The sequence below is a fragment of the Flavobacterium palustre genome (assembly GCF_014639535.1).
GTDB lineage: Bacteria > Bacteroidota > Bacteroidia > Flavobacteriales > Flavobacteriaceae > Flavobacterium > Flavobacterium palustre.
Genome location: NZ_BMGA01000006.1, coordinates 250,151 through 269,016 on the forward strand (window position 1 = coordinate 250,151; position 18,866 = coordinate 269,016).

The 18,866-nt window shown below is 35.2% G+C and carries 12 protein-coding genes; all 12 read right to left on the reverse strand.

Annotated features, from left to right (window positions below; translation table 11 throughout):
* Positions 1–87: 87 nt before the first annotated feature.
* The 12 genes from IEV84_RS12545 to IEV84_RS12600 all read right to left on the reverse strand — a co-directional run bounded on the left by IEV84_RS12545 (position 88) and on the right by IEV84_RS12600 (position 18,845).
* The gene (locus tag IEV84_RS12545) at positions 88–456 is read right to left on the reverse strand and encodes a hypothetical protein (protein ID WP_188494609.1); all 369 of its coding nucleotides are present in this window, start codon (positions 454–456) and stop codon (positions 88–90) included.
* Positions 457–529: 73 nt separating this feature from the next.
* Positions 530–1,918, reverse strand: coding sequence for a glycoside hydrolase family 43 protein (locus IEV84_RS12550; protein WP_188494610.1), 1,389 nt, complete (start codon positions 1,916–1,918; stop codon positions 530–532).
* A 117-nt stretch (positions 1,919–2,035) separates the two neighbouring features.
* Complete coding sequence (locus IEV84_RS12555) at positions 2,036–3,763, reverse strand: glycoside hydrolase family 43 protein (protein WP_188494611.1); 1,728 nt, start codon at positions 3,761–3,763, stop codon at positions 2,036–2,038.
* A gap of 39 nt (positions 3,764–3,802) precedes the next feature.
* Positions 3,803–5,152 (reverse strand): family 43 glycosylhydrolase, encoded by a 1,350-nt coding sequence (locus IEV84_RS12560; RefSeq protein ID WP_188494612.1) that lies wholly within the window; start codon positions 5,150–5,152, stop codon positions 3,803–3,805.
* Positions 5,153–5,173: 21 nt separating this feature from the next.
* Positions 5,174–7,120 (reverse strand): glycoside hydrolase family 97 protein, encoded by a 1,947-nt coding sequence (locus IEV84_RS12565; RefSeq protein WP_188494613.1) that lies wholly within the window; start codon positions 7,118–7,120, stop codon positions 5,174–5,176.
* A 180-nt stretch (positions 7,121–7,300) separates the two neighbouring features.
* Entirely contained in the window at positions 7,301–8,659 is a 1,359-nt protein-coding gene (locus IEV84_RS12570; RefSeq protein ID WP_229732680.1) for a glycoside hydrolase family 43 protein, read from the reverse strand.
* A gap of 47 nt (positions 8,660–8,706) precedes the next feature.
* The gene (locus IEV84_RS12575; RefSeq protein ID WP_188494614.1) at positions 8,707–10,047 is read right to left on the reverse strand and encodes a glycoside hydrolase family 43 protein; all 1,341 of its coding nucleotides are present in this window, start codon (positions 10,045–10,047) and stop codon (positions 8,707–8,709) included.
* A gap of 3 nt (positions 10,048–10,050) precedes the next feature.
* A complete protein-coding gene (locus IEV84_RS12580) occupies positions 10,051–12,657 on the reverse strand; it encodes a glycoside hydrolase family 31 protein (protein WP_188494615.1) in 2,607 nt (868 codons plus the stop codon).
* A gap of 44 nt (positions 12,658–12,701) precedes the next feature.
* Positions 12,702–15,296 carry a xylan 1,4-beta-xylosidase gene (gene xyl3A, locus IEV84_RS12585; protein WP_188494616.1) on the reverse strand — a complete coding sequence of 865 codons (2,595 nt, stop codon included), beginning with the start codon at positions 15,294–15,296 and terminating at the stop codon, positions 12,702–12,704.
* A gap of 49 nt (positions 15,297–15,345) precedes the next feature.
* Positions 15,346–16,917: a glycoside hydrolase family 43 protein gene (locus tag IEV84_RS12590; RefSeq protein WP_188494617.1), complete on the reverse strand. Its 1,572-nt coding sequence runs from the start codon at positions 16,915–16,917 to the stop codon at positions 15,346–15,348.
* An 8-nt stretch (positions 16,918–16,925) separates the two neighbouring features.
* Positions 16,926–17,885 carry a glycoside hydrolase family 43 protein gene (locus tag IEV84_RS12595; protein ID WP_188494618.1) on the reverse strand — a complete coding sequence of 320 codons (960 nt, stop codon included), beginning with the start codon at positions 17,883–17,885 and terminating at the stop codon, positions 16,926–16,928.
* Positions 17,886–17,888: 3 nt separating this feature from the next.
* Positions 17,889–18,845: a glycoside hydrolase family 43 protein gene (locus tag IEV84_RS12600; protein WP_188494619.1), complete on the reverse strand. Its 957-nt coding sequence runs from the start codon at positions 18,843–18,845 to the stop codon at positions 17,889–17,891.
* Positions 18,846–18,866: the final 21 nt, after the last annotated feature.

Genomic DNA, 18,866 nt, shown 5'->3' on the forward strand with positions numbered 1-18,866 from the left:
ATTTTTAAAAGCCTAAATAGAACTACTTTAGGCTTATTTTGTTTTTATTCAATAACCGACACAACTAATTCATTGCAATTGATGAAATTATTTCACCGGAGATAAAACATAACTCACATCATTTCCATTGATTGCGAAAAAAAGTTCAATCGTTTCAGCCTTTGTTTTATCAGCATCGTTTGCTTTTATTTTGCCTTTAATTTGGATTGAATTGCCCATAATGTCAATAGAAAAAGAAAGATCTTCGCCTTTAATTAGCCCATTGGATATTGGTCTGTCACTCCCGTCTGGGCGTTTTGAGGTACCTGTTAATTTCTCTCCTTCAACTTTAAAAGTATAATTGACTTCAAATTGGTCATTAACCGTTCCTTTCCAGTTTCCGGTAATATCCTGAGTATATCCAAATGTTACAAATGCCATTAGCATAAGTAAAGTTGTTACTGTTTTTTTGACCATAATATTTTAATGTTAAATAATTAAGCTAATTGAAATTATGTAATGTATTCCTATTGTATTTTTTAACTTGAGATTACTCTTTATTGAATATCCAATAGTCGAAATTAAATAATTCGCGCCCTGCAGTAATGTTGTGACCATTAAAGCAAAAATAAATATCGTGTGTTCCTTTAATCTCTGATGTAATTTTAGTTGAAAGCAACTTGAATTTCTCCCAACCTCCAGTTCGAGGCACGTCTATTGAAGCTATAATTGGCCCCGTAACACTATCAGCACGCACTTCTAAAATACCACCATCGAGACCTGCTGCAATCGAAGCTGAAAAAGACTTTGGAGACTGATTTTCAAAATTCACTTCTCGAACTTTAATATACCCTTTTAGACGAGCAGATGAAACAAATACGCCAACCTTGTCATTTTGTGAAATGGAACATTTTTCAGACCAGGCCATTGTTTCAGCTTCCACACGCTTGAAAGGGTTGATGAATCCAACTGGTTTTACACCTTCTTTTGTAGCGGTAACTGCAGGAATGGTTCCGTCTTCATTGTAATTAAATTGCTCTACACTTGACGCTCTTCCGTAGCTTCCTCCATTAGGTAAATGTCCGGTGTGATAAAAAACATAAGAATTGTTTTTGTAATCAATAATGCCACCGTGATTGGTAAAACTATTGGTTTTTTGATCTTCCATTATTTTTCCTTGGTATTTCCAAGGCCCTGTTGCACCATCGCTCATAGAGTAAGAAAGCGTTTCGCCTCCTTTACCCATACCGGCAAACATCATGTAGTATTTATTTTTTCGCTTGTAAAACCAAGGCCCTTCTATAAAAGTATCTTTGTTTTCGATACCCAGTTTTCTGTTTTCTCTACTACCTCCAAAAGTTTCATTGTTCAAGGGAACGGTAACAATATCGCCAGAATATGAAATCATATCTTTGTTTAACTTCACATAAAACAAACTACCATTTCCCCAATACAAATAAGCCTGACCATCGTCGTCAATGGCAACTGTAGGGTCAATGTTTGACCAGCTACCATTTATAATTAATGGTTTGCCAATAGCATCCTTGAAAGGACCTGTCGGACTATCTGCAACAGCAACACCAATCGCCATATCGTTTTTATCACTTTGCGCACAGATGTACCAGTAAAATTTACCATTACGCTCAATACATTGTGCCGCCCAAGCACGATCTCGGGCCCAACTGAAAGATTCTAACGAAATAGGAACTCCGTGATTAGTCCAATTTACCATATCATTTGATGAAAAAACGCGCCATTTGGTCATATAGTAAAAATCAAAACCCGGAATATCATCTCCTGTATAGGTATAAACTGTTCCGTTGTAAACCATTGGCGCGGGATCAGGAGAAAAGTTGGTTTGAACAAAAGGATTTTGCGCTGATATGTGAGCTACAAAAGCAAACGAGAAAAGGAATACTGAAAATTTTATGTTTTTCATAAGCTGCATTTTATATGACTTTATTCTATTATGGAAATACAAGGTTGATTGAAAAATTTGGCATCCCAAAAGACACCTAACAGGTTTTAAAAACCTGTTAGGATTTAGAATTATTTGTTAATTAGGCTGAGCATCATTAGCTGATGTAGCATACAAACCTATCAATGCACCTGTAAAACCACCAGCCACATTTGTAGAAAGAATATCACCTGAAACTGCTCCACCTAAATTTGTAAAATCAACACCATTGGTTGAATAACTAAATTCATAATTATCTCCAGTTGCTTTTACTTGTAAACGAAGCGGTTTTTTAAGGTCAATTTTAGTGCTTGCAATAATTTTAGACTGACCTTTTTCTGTTCTTTCCAATAAAATATAAGTATCATTTCCTTTTTTAGTTACACCAAAAACATAGTTGAATTTTTCATTTTGCAAACATGTAATACCTGCCAAATCTTTTTCAGATACCGGTTTGTAATCAACTGTTGTTGAGAAAGAAAAACTATTGTGTTGCTGTCTGTGAAAAAGTGTAGAAGTAGGTTTCACTTCTTTAATGCTTACCGCAAATGGGTTGATTTGCAGTCCTTTTTTAGTTACTGTAGCAAAGTTTTCACGCGGTCCTCTCAAACCAATCCATCTGTAATCTAATCTTGGAGAAGTAAAGTTTTCTGCAAACGTAAAATTACCATTCGGGAAAAATCCGTCTTTTCCGGTTTTGTTTTCAGTAACACCTTTAGGCATTTTCAATTTTGGCTCTAAAGGAACTAATCCATTTTCGAAAACAGGAAACTCTCCAGACCAATCCACAGGCAACATAAAAGTTTCACGACCTGCATTTACTCTGTCTTTTTCATTGGGACGAATTCCTAAAAATACGCCATAATACTTATCGCCAGGTCCTTTAACTAAATCGGCGTGTCCAGCCCAATCGTATTTATTGGCTCTATCTCTCGGAAAATAACGTTGCGTTAATATTGGATTACTTGGTGCAGGGATAAAAGGACCTTTAGGACTATTGCTTTTAAAAATTACCTCACTATGATTACCTCCTGTACCGCCTTCGGCACACATTAAATAATAACTTCCGTCTTTTTTGTACAAATGTGGTGCTTCAATCCAAATAGGTTTTTTTGAAAGATCTACTCCCCCATCCACGATAATTTTATCCGTTCCCGGAATCACTTTATCATTGTCAACATCATATTCCCAAACTTTAATAACACGGTGTCCATTGTATAATTCTTTTCCTTTGTCCGGAGCATCGTTATGAACAATGTACCCTTTTCCATTATCATCAAAAAATATAGATGGATCAATTCCTCCAAAACCTAATTTAATTGGACTCCCCCAACCTTTCATTGGGTCTTTTGTTTTTACAATAATGTTCCCAAGACCTCCCGAAAAAGCCGTTACAATCATATAAAAAGTATCATTGTGCGGATTATAAGTAATTCCCGGTGCATAAACTCCGGCACTAATACCTGTATCGTGTGGATTGAATTCGTTAACATTATTAAGTACACCTCCCAAATCAGTCCAGTTCACTAAATCTTTAGAATGAAAAATAGGCACTCCGGGAAACATCGCAAAGGAAGAACATACCATATAATAATCATCTCCTTTTCTAGTAATTGCAGGATCAGGGTAACATCCTTGCAAAATCGGAGTATAAAATTCATCCGCCTTTAATGGATTTTTTTTATAAATATCATCATCACCCTGATAAACAACCTTTGAAAATACAGCTGGATTTTTAGAGGTGTTTTTCTTGGTTTGGCTGTTAACGCCTGTCCCAAAAAACAACCCCATAATGGTGGATAAAAATAATAATTGCGTTTTTTTCATTTTTTAAAAAATATGTATGTTAATAATCTTCTTTTTTATTTATTCAAACTTTACCCAATCAACTTCAACTTGATTGTCGTTTTTTGATACAACAAATACATCTTGAACTCCTGAATCAAATTGTAATAATGGTGATTTTACTTCAACCCATTCACTATTTTTAGGAACTGTTACCTCAGCAATGACGGCACCATCGATTCCTTTAGTACGAATTTGCAATACTCCTCCTTTTTCTGACATAGCTCTTACAGATACTGACTTTAATTTTTTCTTTCCAAAATCAATGCTATTGTACTGTATCCAAGCATCTGATTGATTGAAAGTTGTTTTCCAACCTTCAAAGGAATTCGAATTATCTAAAAAAGAAATGGAACTTCCTTTATCACTTATTTTTGAATACCTGTCGATTTGAATTGGATTTGTCGCTTTCGTAATTCCAACTCCTCTCAAAGTTGGAACGACTTTTTGAATGCTTCCATCCGGATTGAAATACAAATAATCGGCTCTAATGGATCTTAGTTTATCAAATTCAGGAGATAAATCGTTATGATGATAAAACAAATACCATTGCTTTTTAAATTCAATAATCGAATGATGGTTTGTCCAGCAACCTGTAGGCGATTCATCCATAATGACACCCGCAACTTTAAAAGGTCCTAATGGATTATCGCCGGTGGCATATTCCAATCGTTCAATTTTATTTTCAACGTGAGGATAAGTCAAATAATAAATTCCGTTTCTTTCAAATAGATACGGCCCTTCTTTTAGCCCTTTGGTTGGAAGATTTTCGATGGTTTTTACTTCTGATTCCAACTCAGTCATATTCTCTTTTAACTTGGCAACAAAAATATTTCCTCCAGACCAATACAAATAAGCTTGTCCATCTTTGTCAATAAAAACATTTGGATCAATTCCACTAATTCCTTTTATCGGATTAGGTTCCGGAATATAGGATCCTTCAGGTTGATTAGCAATAGCAACACCTACCGTAAAGCCTCTTTTAGAATTAATGGTATCTTTTGGCGTACTTGGAAAATAGAAATAATACTTGCCATTTCTTTCAATACAATCCGGAGCCCACATACTATAACTATCAGGCTTAACCCAAGGCACTTTATTTTGTTGCACTATCATCCCGTGGTCTGTCCAATCAGTTAAGTTAGCCGAAGAAAACACATGATAATCTTCCATACAAAACCAATCTTTGCGCCCTTTTCCTTCGGTAGCCACTATATCATGCGAAGGAAAAACATAGACTCTGTCACCAAATACTCTTGCAGAAGGATCAGCGGTATATTGATCTTGAATAAGAGGGTTTTGAGCAAAAGAAATACTGCTAATCATAAAAATCAGCATCATTTCTATTCTAAAAATTGATTTAAAATTCATCTTACTTTGAGTATTTATTTCTTAATTGACCATTAACACACCTCCATTACAAGGAATTGTGATTTCAACTAATTGACTTTTGTTCATTTTGATGCTACTTACTTTCCCGATTAATTGCTCATCATCTGTGTATTGCTTTAATTCCGAACCTACTGAAATCATTGGTAATTTCATTTTAAGTTTCAATGTTTCTTTTTGAGCATTTACTCCAGCGATATACCATTTTGCTCCTTTTCGACGGGCAAGTACCACATATTTACCCGGATAACCATCTAAATAGCGAACCTCATCCCAGATTGTTGGTACTTCTTTCATAAAGTTAATTGCCCAATCAGGAGCGTCAGTTAAATTATTTGGCGCTAAAGCAAAATGTTGAACCCCACTTTGAAATAGTACGGCTGTTGCCAAAGCATAAACATCTGAAGTCATTCGTTTGGAACCTTTGTTTGGCGTATTTTCACTATTGTAAAATTCATTTAAAGCGCTTCCTCCAAAATCCATACTTCCTACCACATTGCGAATAAAAGTATGAATCGAAGCATTTTTGGCTTCATTATTACAACTTCCCTGACCAAAATATAGATTTTCACTCGCCAAAACAGCTTCACTTGCCGCATAATTTGGGTACATACGCTCCCAACCTCTAGGTAAAGTACAACCGTGGAAAATAACCATAATGCCAAAATCATTGGCATCGGCCAGAATGTCTTCGTATAACTTCATGGTTACTTGTTTGTCTCCACCAAAAAAGTCAACTTTGATTCCTTTTACTCCAATGCTTTTCATCCAAGCCATTTCTTTACGACGAATAATGGTATTGTCCATGATTCCTCTGGGACCTTGTGGAGCATCATTCCAATAGCCATTGGAATTGTACCACAAATACAACCCAACTCCTTTACTCGCACCGTATTGAGCCAACTCAGTAATTTTATCTTTTCCTATTTGTGTGTCCCAGAGCGCATCAATTAAAACGGTTTCATATCCCATAGCAGCACTAAAATCAATGTATTGTTTTTGAACCGGGAAAGTGGTATTGCTGTCCATTTTCATAATCCAGCTCCAGGAACCCTTAGTATAATTGTACTTTTGAGAAGCTTCGTATTTTGGTTTAACCAAGTCAAACGGAATGGTTGTTTCTACTATTGGTGCCAATGTTTCGCCAATTGTGATGGTTCTCCAAGGTGTTTCTCCCATAAGCGGAATTCCGGGAACTGTTGTACCATTGCCATTATTTTCACCTGCCATTGGAAAACCTATAGTATATAATCCCTTTTCTTGCCCCATCAATCTGCTTCCGCAGTAACCGCTGTCAACTCCTGTTTCGGAAATTAAAACCCATCCGTTATTATTGACTTTAAAAAGACAAGGAAATGTGTATCCGTCACCATTTCCGTTTTTTCCCATTGGAGCATCCAAAGTATAGGACGTTTCATAACTAGGCATTGTTCTAGCAAAACCTACCATTGATTTACTCTGCGGACACAAGAAAGTAGTAGTTCCTTCTGGTAGTGAAAAACCAGAAGCTTCTTCTTGAACTACACAAGATCGAGCTTCTTTTTGTGGATGTATTTTATACTTGAAACCTACATTATTATTACTAACCCTGAAAATTACATCAATAGCAGCTTTACCGTCTTTAGTAAAAGAAAATACCGCTTCATTGGCAACATAATGTACTTTGCTTTGCTTTATATTAGCCAACTCATAGGTTTCATCAATTTTGTTTTGAATCACATTGGCTCCTAAAAGTAATCCCGAAGTAAAATCACCAACATTGGTTTTCAAACCCAGAGGAGATTTTTCTAAAAACGCTTTTGCATTATAAGAAACACTATACGTTGGCATCCCATTATTTACAGCAACTGACACCATAAGTTTTCCATCCGGACTTTCCACAACCGATTGCGCTTTTAAAGCAAAAAAACTCAATAGAAAAAAACATAAAACATACCCTGAATTTATCATAAATTAATTATTTATTAACGTATTTTTTTTATTTCAAATATTTATATCTTAAAAAACAAATATAAATATAATAGACTCTGTTTTATTTGATAGGTTTAATTAAGAAATACTAATTTAAAAATAAAAACAACAACAGATTAAAATTCAACAACATAGAATGAAATAAATTTTCATAAATAGTTATTTAGAAAACATCCAATAATCAAAAAACATAATTTTGCTGGAAGCTTTTCCTTTATAAACAAAATAGACATCGTGTATTCCTGTCACTTTTTTGACCTCCGTTTTCACTATTGCCCAACGATCATTTCCACCAGTCATTGGGACTTTTATCGTTCCTATCAATTCTCCGTCTATACTATCTAATCGTATTTCCATAGACACATTTCCATTATGAGTGGTACCTAAACGCGCCATAAATTTGGACGCCCCATCTTTACGGAAATCGACCTCTTTCACTTTTGTAAAAGCATCATTTTTCATCGCTGTGATAAAAACACCAACTTGTTCGTTTTGCATTGATTTCACCTCTTTTGACCAAGCCATAGTTTCCGCTTCATTTTTAGTATAAGGATTAACAGTTGCGAGACTTTTTTTAATTCCTTCGGTCATATACAACTGTTTGACTGTACCATCTGGATTAAATAGCAACTCCTCAACAGCTACTGAACGAGTAAATCCTCCTCCTCCGGGCAAAGCTCCATTGTGATAGAAGAAATAAGACTTCCCTTTAAAATCAACAACTCCGGGATGGTTTGTAAAACTTCCGCCCTGAGTAGGCATTACAACTCCTTGATATTTCCATGGCCCCAAAGGCGTTTTACTTGTTGAATATCCAATATGTTCGGAAATAGGGCCTGCTGCAAAAAACAAATAATACAATTCGTTTCTCTTATACAACCACGGTCCTTCTTCATAAGTGGTAGGTCTTCGAGCATCTTCTTTTCCTTCGCGTTTTCCAAAAGATTCAATTGTATTAGGAAATGTTTGTATTTCTCCATCATAAGAAATCATATCTTCATTTAATTTCACATAATTACACACCGGATTTCCCCATAAAAGATAGGCTTGTCCATCGTCATCTATAAAAACAGTTGGATCTATATCAGCATTACTGTTTTGAATTAGTGGTTTTCCTAACGGATCTGTAAAAGGACCATAAGGACTATTGGCAACCGCTACTCCAATACCATTTTTACCCTGATTATCCGTTATTGGAGCATACAAATAAAACTTACCTCCCCGCTCAATACATTGAATAGCCCAGGCATTCATTTTAGCCCAGCTAAAATTTTTATAGGATAGTACCGAACCATGATCTGTCCAGTTGACCATATCTTCGGTGGTGTATAATTTCCAATCGTTCATGGTAAACCAAGTCGATTCATCTTCATCATGAGAGGTATATAAATACACTTTGCCATTATATACCATTGGTGCCGGATCGGCTGTGTAATTGGTTTGGACGATAGGATTTTGCGCCATTCCCAATATTGGAATTACCAATAAAAATAAAAGGCTAGTTTTTTTTAAATTCATATTAATTTGTATTTTTTAATTGAAAATTTACTGATTATCCGACACGATTATTGAAACATCCACCAATCTAAATTAAACAACGATGCTCCATCTCCTTTGAATACAAAAACCACATTATGTACTCCTGTTACTTTCTTAACTTTAGTTTTAAACTCTTTCCAACTGTTTAAATCACCTGTGCTTTTGATATCGCAAACACCCAGAAGTTCCCCTTCTTTAGTATCTAAATGGATTTCTATTTTCCCTCCGGTCAAAGAAGCTGCACTTACTTGAAAACTTTTTGGTGCTTTATTAAAATCAACAGCCTGTACTTCTATGTAATCGTTGTTGTCTATTTGATTTACAAAGACTCCTGTTTTATCATTTTTATCTGACTTCACTCCTTCACTCCAAGCCATTGTTTCAGCTTCAACCCGTTTAAAAGGATTGATTGTACCAACGGCTTTCGGACCATCTACTGACCAATAAGAAAGCGTTTGAATAGTACCATCCGGATTATATATAATTTCGTCCATATCAACAGAACGTCTTTCATAAAAAGTGGAAGTTTCTCTTTTTAAAAGATCATAACTATGACCAAAAACATACGATTTTCCTTTGTAATCAATAATACCTGGGTGATTTCCTCTGGTTTTTTCACTGGCTTCCACCACCATGCCTTTATATTCCCAAGGACCTGTGGGGGAATTACTCATTGCATATCCTATACCCTCCGGACAGCAAGTTGAAGCATAAGATAAATAATAATGTCCTGCGCGTTTATACACCCACGGCCCTTCTTGATAATTTTTAGGTTTAGTAGGTTCTTTTACAACTTCACCTGAAGTAGAAATCATATCCTCATTTAGTTTCACATAATACAAACTTGGATTTCCCCAATACAAATAAGCCTGACCATCATCATCTATAAAAGGAGTTGGATCTATATCGTCCCAAATGTTATGATCTGAATAGACTAGTCTTTTACCCAATGGATCTTTGAATGGGCCATAAGGACTATCCGAAACTAATACACCTATTCCTTGTCCGTGCATGGGAGCATAAAGGTAAAATTTACCGTTTCTTTCGATGCATTGAATCGCCCAGGCACCATTATCAGGTTTTACCCAACTAAAATCTTTTAGAGAGGCTACAACACCGTGTTCAGTCCAATTCACCATATCGGTTGAAGTGTATAGCAACCAATCCTTCATTTTGAATCCCTTTGCATCATCCTCATCATGTGAAGTATATAAAAACACGGTGTCATTGTGTACCATTGGTGCAGGATCAGCAGTATATTTAGTTTGGATAATTGGCTTTTGTTTGATACTGCTTTGAGCCATTCCATTAAAAGCAGTCATTGTAAATAAGCAAATCGCTACAATACTATTTATTTTTGTATTCATTTTTTATAATTTAATTGAAATTTTATTTCCTTTATAATCAACATATTTTTCAGTCGTTGTGTTTGGTAGCTTTAGGTTTGAAGAAACTTTTACAACTTTAAATTTTCTTTCTTTTATCATCCCGGAAAAAGAGCCTTTTTGCTCACTGATACTTAAGGTTTTCTTCAAATCATTCCATTTAAAGGTAATTGTCGCAAACTTCCCTTTTTCATAATTGTAATTATCCCCTTCATCTTCATAAAGTGTAAATTCTCCATCAGCTCCTTCATAAATTCTAATTTCAAGAGTATCCCATTTCTTCTCATTGGTCGATTGCATTATTGATCCAAAAGGAATTATAGCACCCGCTTTTACAAATAATGGAATTCTGTTTAAAGGCACATTTACTTTAACTTCCTGACCTCCATCAAAGCTTTTTTCAGACCAGAAATCAAACCATTTGGTCCCTTTTGGCAAATACACTTTCCAATCAGCAACTCCTGATTCAATAACCGGAGCAACTAAAAACGATTTGCCGAACAGATATTCATAAGGCTGATTCACTGCTTTTTCATCATTTTGAAAATCCATTACCAGCGGTCTCATAAAAGTGGAACCCGTTTTAATTTTAGAGGCTTCAGAATAGATGTACGGCATCAATTGGTAACGAAAATTCAACATTTCTCTCATATTGCCTTCCACTTTCTGACCATATTTCCAAGGTTCGGTTTCAGTTTGATAGCCGTGTAATCTAAATATGGTACTAAATGCTCCCCATTGAAACCATCTGGTTAGCAACTCTTGAAATTTTTCATCCTTGTATTGTCCTCCGCCTGGACGGAAAAAACCACCAATATCAGTTGTCCAATACGGCATTCCTGTTAAAGTAAAATTCATTCCGGAAACAATTTGTCTTTTAAAACCATCCCAGGTTCCACCAATATCTCCAGACCAATTGATGGTTCCAAAACGTTGTTGACCGGCAAATGCAGAACGTGTTAATATCGTTACGCGTTTTTCAGGATTTGTTTTTCGCTGTCCTTCATAAACCGATTTACTCACAAATAATGGATACGTAAGTCGGAAAAAATCGCCAGGACCTTGATGTGTTGTAGTACCAACCAAAGCATCATTTTCCGGCTCTGTTGCATCCATCCACCAACCATCAACACCATTTGAAAATAAATTTTGGTTTAATGTATTCCAATAAGCTTTTCCCGTTTCAGGGTTAAAATAATCCAGCCATTTGGTGTTGGGAATGTACATTCCGTTTTCAACATATTTTTTACCAATGGTAGAATTTTTATCCGGATTAGACCAAACAGAAACTACAAAATGAGATTTCAAATCGTGTAGTTCTTTGATAAAACCGGAGGGATTTGGGTAGTTTTTTTCATCGAATTGCGGTACACCCCAACCATTACTTCCCCAATATTGCCAATCCTGTACAATTACATCTAATGGCAATTTCCTTTCACGAAATTCTTTAACTGTATTAATTAAATGTTCGCTGGACGTATAACGTTCACGACATTGCCAAAAACCATAAGCCCATAAAGGTAACATTGGTGCTTGTCCTGAAACACTTCGATACGATTTTATTACTTCATCTGTATCTTTTCCTTTGAAAACCACATAATCTAAAGCTTTAGCATTTACTGAACGAAAAGTGGTTGAATTATCCGTTTTTCTAAAAGACAACTTTGGCTTATTTGTAGCATTACAAACGATTTGTACCGAGTGTTCTCCTACTTTCAAATTCACTAACTCACTAACTGCCGGTGGCAACCATAAATTAGATTGATCGATAATGGTTTTATCATCAATAACAACCAAATGACGGCTGTCCATATCGCCTAAATCCAACATAATGGAATATTGTCCTTCTTTATCTACATTAAATTTCCCCATATATAATGCTTGTCTTTGCGATATTTTTTGAGTTCCTGCTGTTGTGGTTACCTCAACTTCCTTATTGTTATCCGATGATTTTTCACTTTTGGTAAGTGTAATCAAATTATCATTTGGATTAAACTCGGTAAGTCCGTATTGATGCCAAAGAATTCCATATCCTTTATTGGAGTATAAAAAAGGAACTGCAATTTGTGTATTAACCTGAGTTAATTTTTGGCTGATGTCCTTTAGATTATAATGTCCATCCTGAAATTGTCCCAAACCAAAAAGATATTCATTTTCAGGAGAATTAAAACTCTGCTCGACTATATAACACGGATTTCCATTTACATTGCTTGCAGCCATTTTTCTGCTCTCTGCTTTTTCGCTTAAAAAAACATTCCCTTTACCATCTTTAAAGTTCAATGCTTTGGTTTTTTTATTGTACAAAACCGTTATAGAAGCTGTTTTCAACTGAATTTCATCGTTAGTTTCAGTAACTTTAAAAGCAGGCACTGGCAATTTATTAACTAAAATTAATTCTTCATCCTGCTTTATATTTTCTCCATTTATTTGAATTCTAATCGAATTGTTTGTCAACGGAATTATATTCAATATTCCTTCACTTAAAGGTATCGAAATACGATCTTTATATAAAGTATAACCCGTATTGATGCTCTTAAAACTGAATAGCAGCATTAAAAAAATGGGAGCAAAAAATTTTGATTTAAAAAACATAATGATACTATTTTAGTATTTAGGCGTAATGATTTTCCCTTGTATTATTGAATAACTATTTTATTCATTTTTAAATCTTTGGCATCTGAACTATTGCCATAATAGACTTCATATTCTCCTGAAGTTACTGCCATTTCCATCGTTTTAGCATCATAAAATTCAAAAGAAGAAGAAGGTAAATCGATGGTTATATTTTGTTTTTCACCCGCTTTTAAATCAATTCTTTTGAAAGCTTTTAATGTTTTCAAAGGACCATCAACATCATTTAATTTTCGAACATACACCTGAACGATTTCTGTTCCATTTCGTTTACTAACATTTTGTATTGGAAAACTTAACTGCGTATTTTCAGTAGATTTTATAGTGGTTTTGCTCAATTTGGCTGAACCAATTGTAAATTTTGAATAACTCAAACCAAAACCAAAAGGGAACAAAACATCTGTGGTATATCTGTAAGTACGGTTTTTCATTGAATAATCTTCGAAATCGCCTAATTTATCCGAGTTTTTATAGAATGAAATGGGTAGTTTCCCAGCCGGATTATAATCTCCAAAAAGCACATCAGCAACAGCCTGTCCACCAGCTTCGCCCGGATACCAAGCTTGTAAAATGGCGTCGCAACTTTCAGTTTCTGGTGTTAACGCAATGGCAGACCCGGAACAGTTTACAAAAATTACTTTTTTACCAGCCGCTTTCAGTGCTTTCAAACACATTCTTTGAACAGCAGGAAGTTCAATATTGGTACGATCTCCACCTTTAAAACCGGGATACGAAACTGGCATTTCTTCACCTTCCAATAAGGTAGAAAGTCCTCCTGTAAAAACTACAGTGTCAATTCCTTTCAATTTTTGAATTAATCCGGTAAAATCAATATCATATTCTTTTCCAAAATCAAATTCCAAATTTGCCTGCCAATTATTTGATTGAGCATAAAGAATTTCAATCTTGTATTTTTTTCCTGCTTCAACCGCAAAAGGAAAATTACTCGGAATGGTTCGCCAGTTAGTATATTTTGCAATTGATTTTCCATCTACATACAATTCAAAAACTCCCGCAGCTCCTGTCTTAAAAACAAGATTATCAGTTTGTTTGGCTAAATATTCTGTTTCAAATTTAGCTGAAAATCCTTCTAACTTAACTCCTGAAGCAAACTCATGCTGACCGGCTGTAGTCATTTTTATTGGATTTAGAATTTGCTGAGAAATAACAGCTGCTCCTTCTCTATTTGGATTATTCCAATAAGTAACTTTCATTCCTTTTTTTCCATCAAATGAAAATTGGTCAAAATAAGATTGGGTTACCTTATCCTCAACTAAATCACAAGCTTTATCAAAAAAGATTTTATTAGCATTAACTTTTGATTCGATACCGTCTTTGATGGTAATTGTTTTAACAGGCGTTCCGTTATAATTCCCCCATAACATCGGTTCATTGTCGGCATTTGGGCCAATAGCAGCTACTTTGTCTATTCCTTTATTCAATGGAAGAATGTTGTTCTTATTTTGCAAAAGCGTCATTGACTTTTGAGCCATTTCAAGCGTTAACTGTTGATGTTCCTTACTATTAAGAACCGATGCCGGGATTTGTGTCCAAGGAACTATCGCATCATCATCCATTTCGCCCAAATCAAAACGCCCCACTAAAACACGTAGTAAACTTTTATCAATATCCGATTCTTTGATTAAGTCTTTGGCAACAGCAGCTGGAAGTTCTTTAAACGGATATTTTTCCCATACACATTCTACATCAGTTCCTGCCAATACGGCTTTCGATGCAGCGTGAACGGCATCTGAAGATACTTTATGAGTAGTATAAAAATCGGTTACTGCACCACAATCAGAAACCACTAAATATTTAAAACCCCAATCATCTCGAAGAATTCGCTGCAAAAGCTTGGTATTACTACAACAAGGCTCATCGTCAAGACGTTGATAGGCACACATAACCTGACGCACATCGGCATCTTGAACTAAGGATTTAAAGGCTGGTAAATAAGTTTCATATAATTCACGAGGATTTATATTATTCAAATTCAATTCGTGTCGGCTCCATTCTGGTCCGGAATGAACGGCAAAATGTTTGGCACAGGCTAACAGTTTTCGGTATTTAGCATCCACAGGACCTTGCAAACCTTTAACAACTGATACTCCCATTCGAGAAGTCAGATAAGGATCTTCTCCATAGGTTTCCTGTCCACGTCCCCAACGTGGATCTCGAAAAATATTCACGTTTGGCGTCCAAACCGACAGACTCAAAAAACGTTTATTCTCATTCCCGTCTTTAATCCATTGGTTGTATTTAGCTCTGGCTTCATCAGAAACGGCATCAAAAACAGAATAAACTAACTGATCATCAAATGAGGCTGCCATTCCAATAGGTTCCGGAAAAACCGTCACATTATCATTATTAGCATAACCGTGTAAAGCTTCACTCCACCAATTGAATTTTTTAATTCCTAGTCTGGGTATTGCATCCGATTGATCGCACATTAATGTCGCTTTTTCTTCAAGAGTTAATCGTGAAATTAAATCCTTTGCTCGCTCTGTCGAACTAAGCGACGGATTTCTAAAAGGAAAATCTTGTGCACTCAATCTCATTACAGAGCATAACCCGATTAAGAATAAATAATTAATTTTCATATTGAAGCTGAATTTGCTAATGTGATTTTTACGGGAAAATAAGTTGGAATTAATTTGTCTTTGAAATTTTATCCTCAATATGGAAATAATCAAAATCAGCAAATCCTCCTATGTTTTTAGTTGCATAATTGAATAGCCCAAATCGATACCCCATAAAATGAGGAATAGTATATGGCATATTGATAGGTTTACCGATTGCTATCCAATTTTTCCCATCCAGGCTATAAAAGAATTTCCCTAAGTCAGCTTTGTCCTTAAAATTACATTCTGCTTTAAAATATACAGTGTTTTGAATCAATGGAATGGATTGTAATTCCTCTGCTTTTCCTTTAACAGCATTTACCATGATAATTTTTTTAAGTCCATTTTCTATTTTCACACCAACTAAACCATAATCTTTTTGTAATAAAGCCAATCCTGCAAAATCACCTTCTTTCATATTCGATACGTCTAAAGATGTTGAACCAGAACATACAGGACCAATAGTTCTCTGTGTTAACGTGTTTTTAGCTAATAAAAAATCAGTATCAATTCTTCCTGTTTTTAAACGTAAAAACCCTTTTTTCTCTTTAACAGACCAAAGAGAATTGTTAGGATTATGGTTCCATTGCCACACTAATCCTAAATCCTTTTCACCATTTTTACGTGAAAACTCATCCGAATTTACAATTCCGGGAATTAAGCCTTTACTGGCGGGTAAATCTAAATATTCAGGGACTTTACCATTTTCTCCTAATATTGGCCAACCATTTTCCCATTTAACAGGAACCAAATAAGGAATACGACCTACTCCACCTGCATCTCTAAATAAATAAGAATACCATTTCCCGTCGGGTGTGTCAATAAGTCCACCTTGTGCAACACCTTGATCTTGCAAACCTACTTTTCCTTCCCATGGTCCTGTAATTTTATCTGCCCTGTGAATAATTACAGTGCGCATACCTCCTCTTGGCCAGGCAATATTGAACAAATAATACTTGCCTTTTATTTTATAAAGTTGAGAACCTTCAGCTCCAAGATTGATATTCTCGCCTGCCGGAGCACTTGCATTTTCAATCATAACCTGATCCAATCCTCCTTCTTTAACACCTGATAAATCAGACTTTAATTCTTTTACAAAAAGTTTTCCATTTCCATAGACCATATAAACTTTACCATCATCATCAAATAAAATACTATGATCATGATAAGCAGGACTAAATGTAACTTCTTTCCATAGTCCTTTTTCAATATCTTTAGTGGTGTAGATATGAGTTTTTCCAGTGGTTTGAGCAAAAGTCGTTACATAAAACATGTTATTATGAAATCGTATATTACTAGCCCAGGAACCACGTCCATAAGTACTTTTACCATTATTAAGATTTAATTCATCTATATCTCCTAATTTATCGTGGGCATAGCTGATTAATTTCCAATTAACCAAATCTTTGGATTTCATTATAGGCACACCCGGGTTCATGTGCATTGTAGTACTGCTCATATAATAGGTATCACCTACTCTAATCATAGATAAATCAGGTACATCAGCAAAAATTATTGGATTATGTGCCTTATTTTCCTGAGCTCTTACTTCAAAAAGAGTCATAAGACCTAATAATAAAATACTATATCTTTTTTTCATTTTAGTCTTTATTTTACAGCTTTTACACCTTCTTTTGTCTGAATAATTTTTTGAATAGTTCCATCTGGATTATAATACATTTGATCGATACAAATAGAACGTCTATAACTGCCCCCTGTAGGAAGCGATCCATTGTGATACATAAAATAAGATTTTCCTTTGAAATCTACTATACCTGGATGAGTCGTAAAACTATTAGTAACATTTTCCTGAATAATTCCTTGGTATGTCCAAGGGCCTGCTATATTTGTTGCAGTACAATACTCTATCATTTCTGGTTTAGTTCCTGCACTTGCATAAACTAAATAATAGAGATTTTTTCTTTTATACACCCATGGACCTTCAATATAATTCTTAGGTTTAAAGGTGGATATTCCTCCATCTACCTCAATCATGTTCTTTTTTAATTTTACCCATTTACAACTTCCATTTCCCCAAAATAGATAAGCCTGACCATCATCATCAATAAAAACTGTTGGATCAATATCATCCCAGGCATGTTTCATATCGGTAGTCATTTCATTTACAATTAATGCTTTACCGATTGCATCTTTAAAGGGACCTAAAGGTGAATTGGAAACTGCTACACCAATAGCGGCACCACCTTTACTATTATCATCATTTTTATGAAAAGTAGAAACAAACCAATAAAATTTACCTCCTCGTTCTATACACTGAGCGGCATAAGCTTCACCTGTAGCCCATGAAAAAGTTGCCGGTGATAATTTAGAACCATGATTTGTCCAGTTTACCATATCCTTAGACGAAAACACATACCAATCGGGCATTTTATAATTGGTATCTTCTAAAGTAGCTCCATCATGACCGGTATAAAGATATACTGTGTTTTTATATACCAAAGGGGCAGGATCAGCCGTGAAAATTTCACTGATAATTGGATTTTGAGCTTGTAATATATTGGTCATTCCAAAAATTACAAGACATGTAAAAATAGTTTTGAATTTCATAATTTATTTTGTTTTAGTCAAGAACACTCCTTCTTTAGTTTGTATCACTTTTTGAATGCTACCATCTGGATTATAATTGAGATAATCGATACAAACCGAACGCCTGTAACCACCGCCTGTTGGTAATGCACCATTGTGATAGAAATAATAATCTTTACCTTTAAAATTTACTATACCCGGATGTGTAGTAAAACTATTAGCAGAGGTATCCTGAATAATTCCCCTGTATTCCCAAGGACCTTCGGGACTTTTAGAAGTACAATATTCTACACGCTCAGGCATTCCGGCAGCATAAACTAAGTAATACATATCTTTACGCTTATAAATCCAGGGAGCTTCTGTAAAATTTTGAGGATTGGACGTATGTATTGGACCATCGAGTTCAATCATATTATCTTTTAACTTTGCCCATTTACAGCTTCCATTTCCCCAAAAAATATAAGCCTGTCCATTGTCATCTATAAAAACAGTTGGATCTAAATCATCCCAGGAATGCTTCATATCGGTAGTCATATCACTGGTAATAAGTGCTTTCCCTAAAGCATCTTTAAAAGGTCCTGTTGGACTATCAGCAACGGCTACACCTATTCCTACTCCTCCTTTACTATTTTGATCCGATTTATGGATAACCGATATATACCAATAGAATTTATTATTACGTTCAATACATTGCGCTGCATTAGCCGCTTTGGCTGCCCAGGAAAAATCCTTTGGTGCCAAAAGTGGACCATGGCTTTTCCAATTTTTCATATCTGAAGAAGAATAAACCAGCCAATCAGGCATTTGATAACTATCAACCCCTACTGAAGCTGTATCATGTCCTACGTACAAGTAAACTTTATCTTTATAAACCAATGGTGCCGGATCTGCTGTAAAAACATCCTTTATAATTGGGTTCTGAGCTTGTATGACAGTCATCCCAAGAATTACAATGGCTGTAATTATACCTTTAAATTCCATATTTATAAAAAATCCTTAATT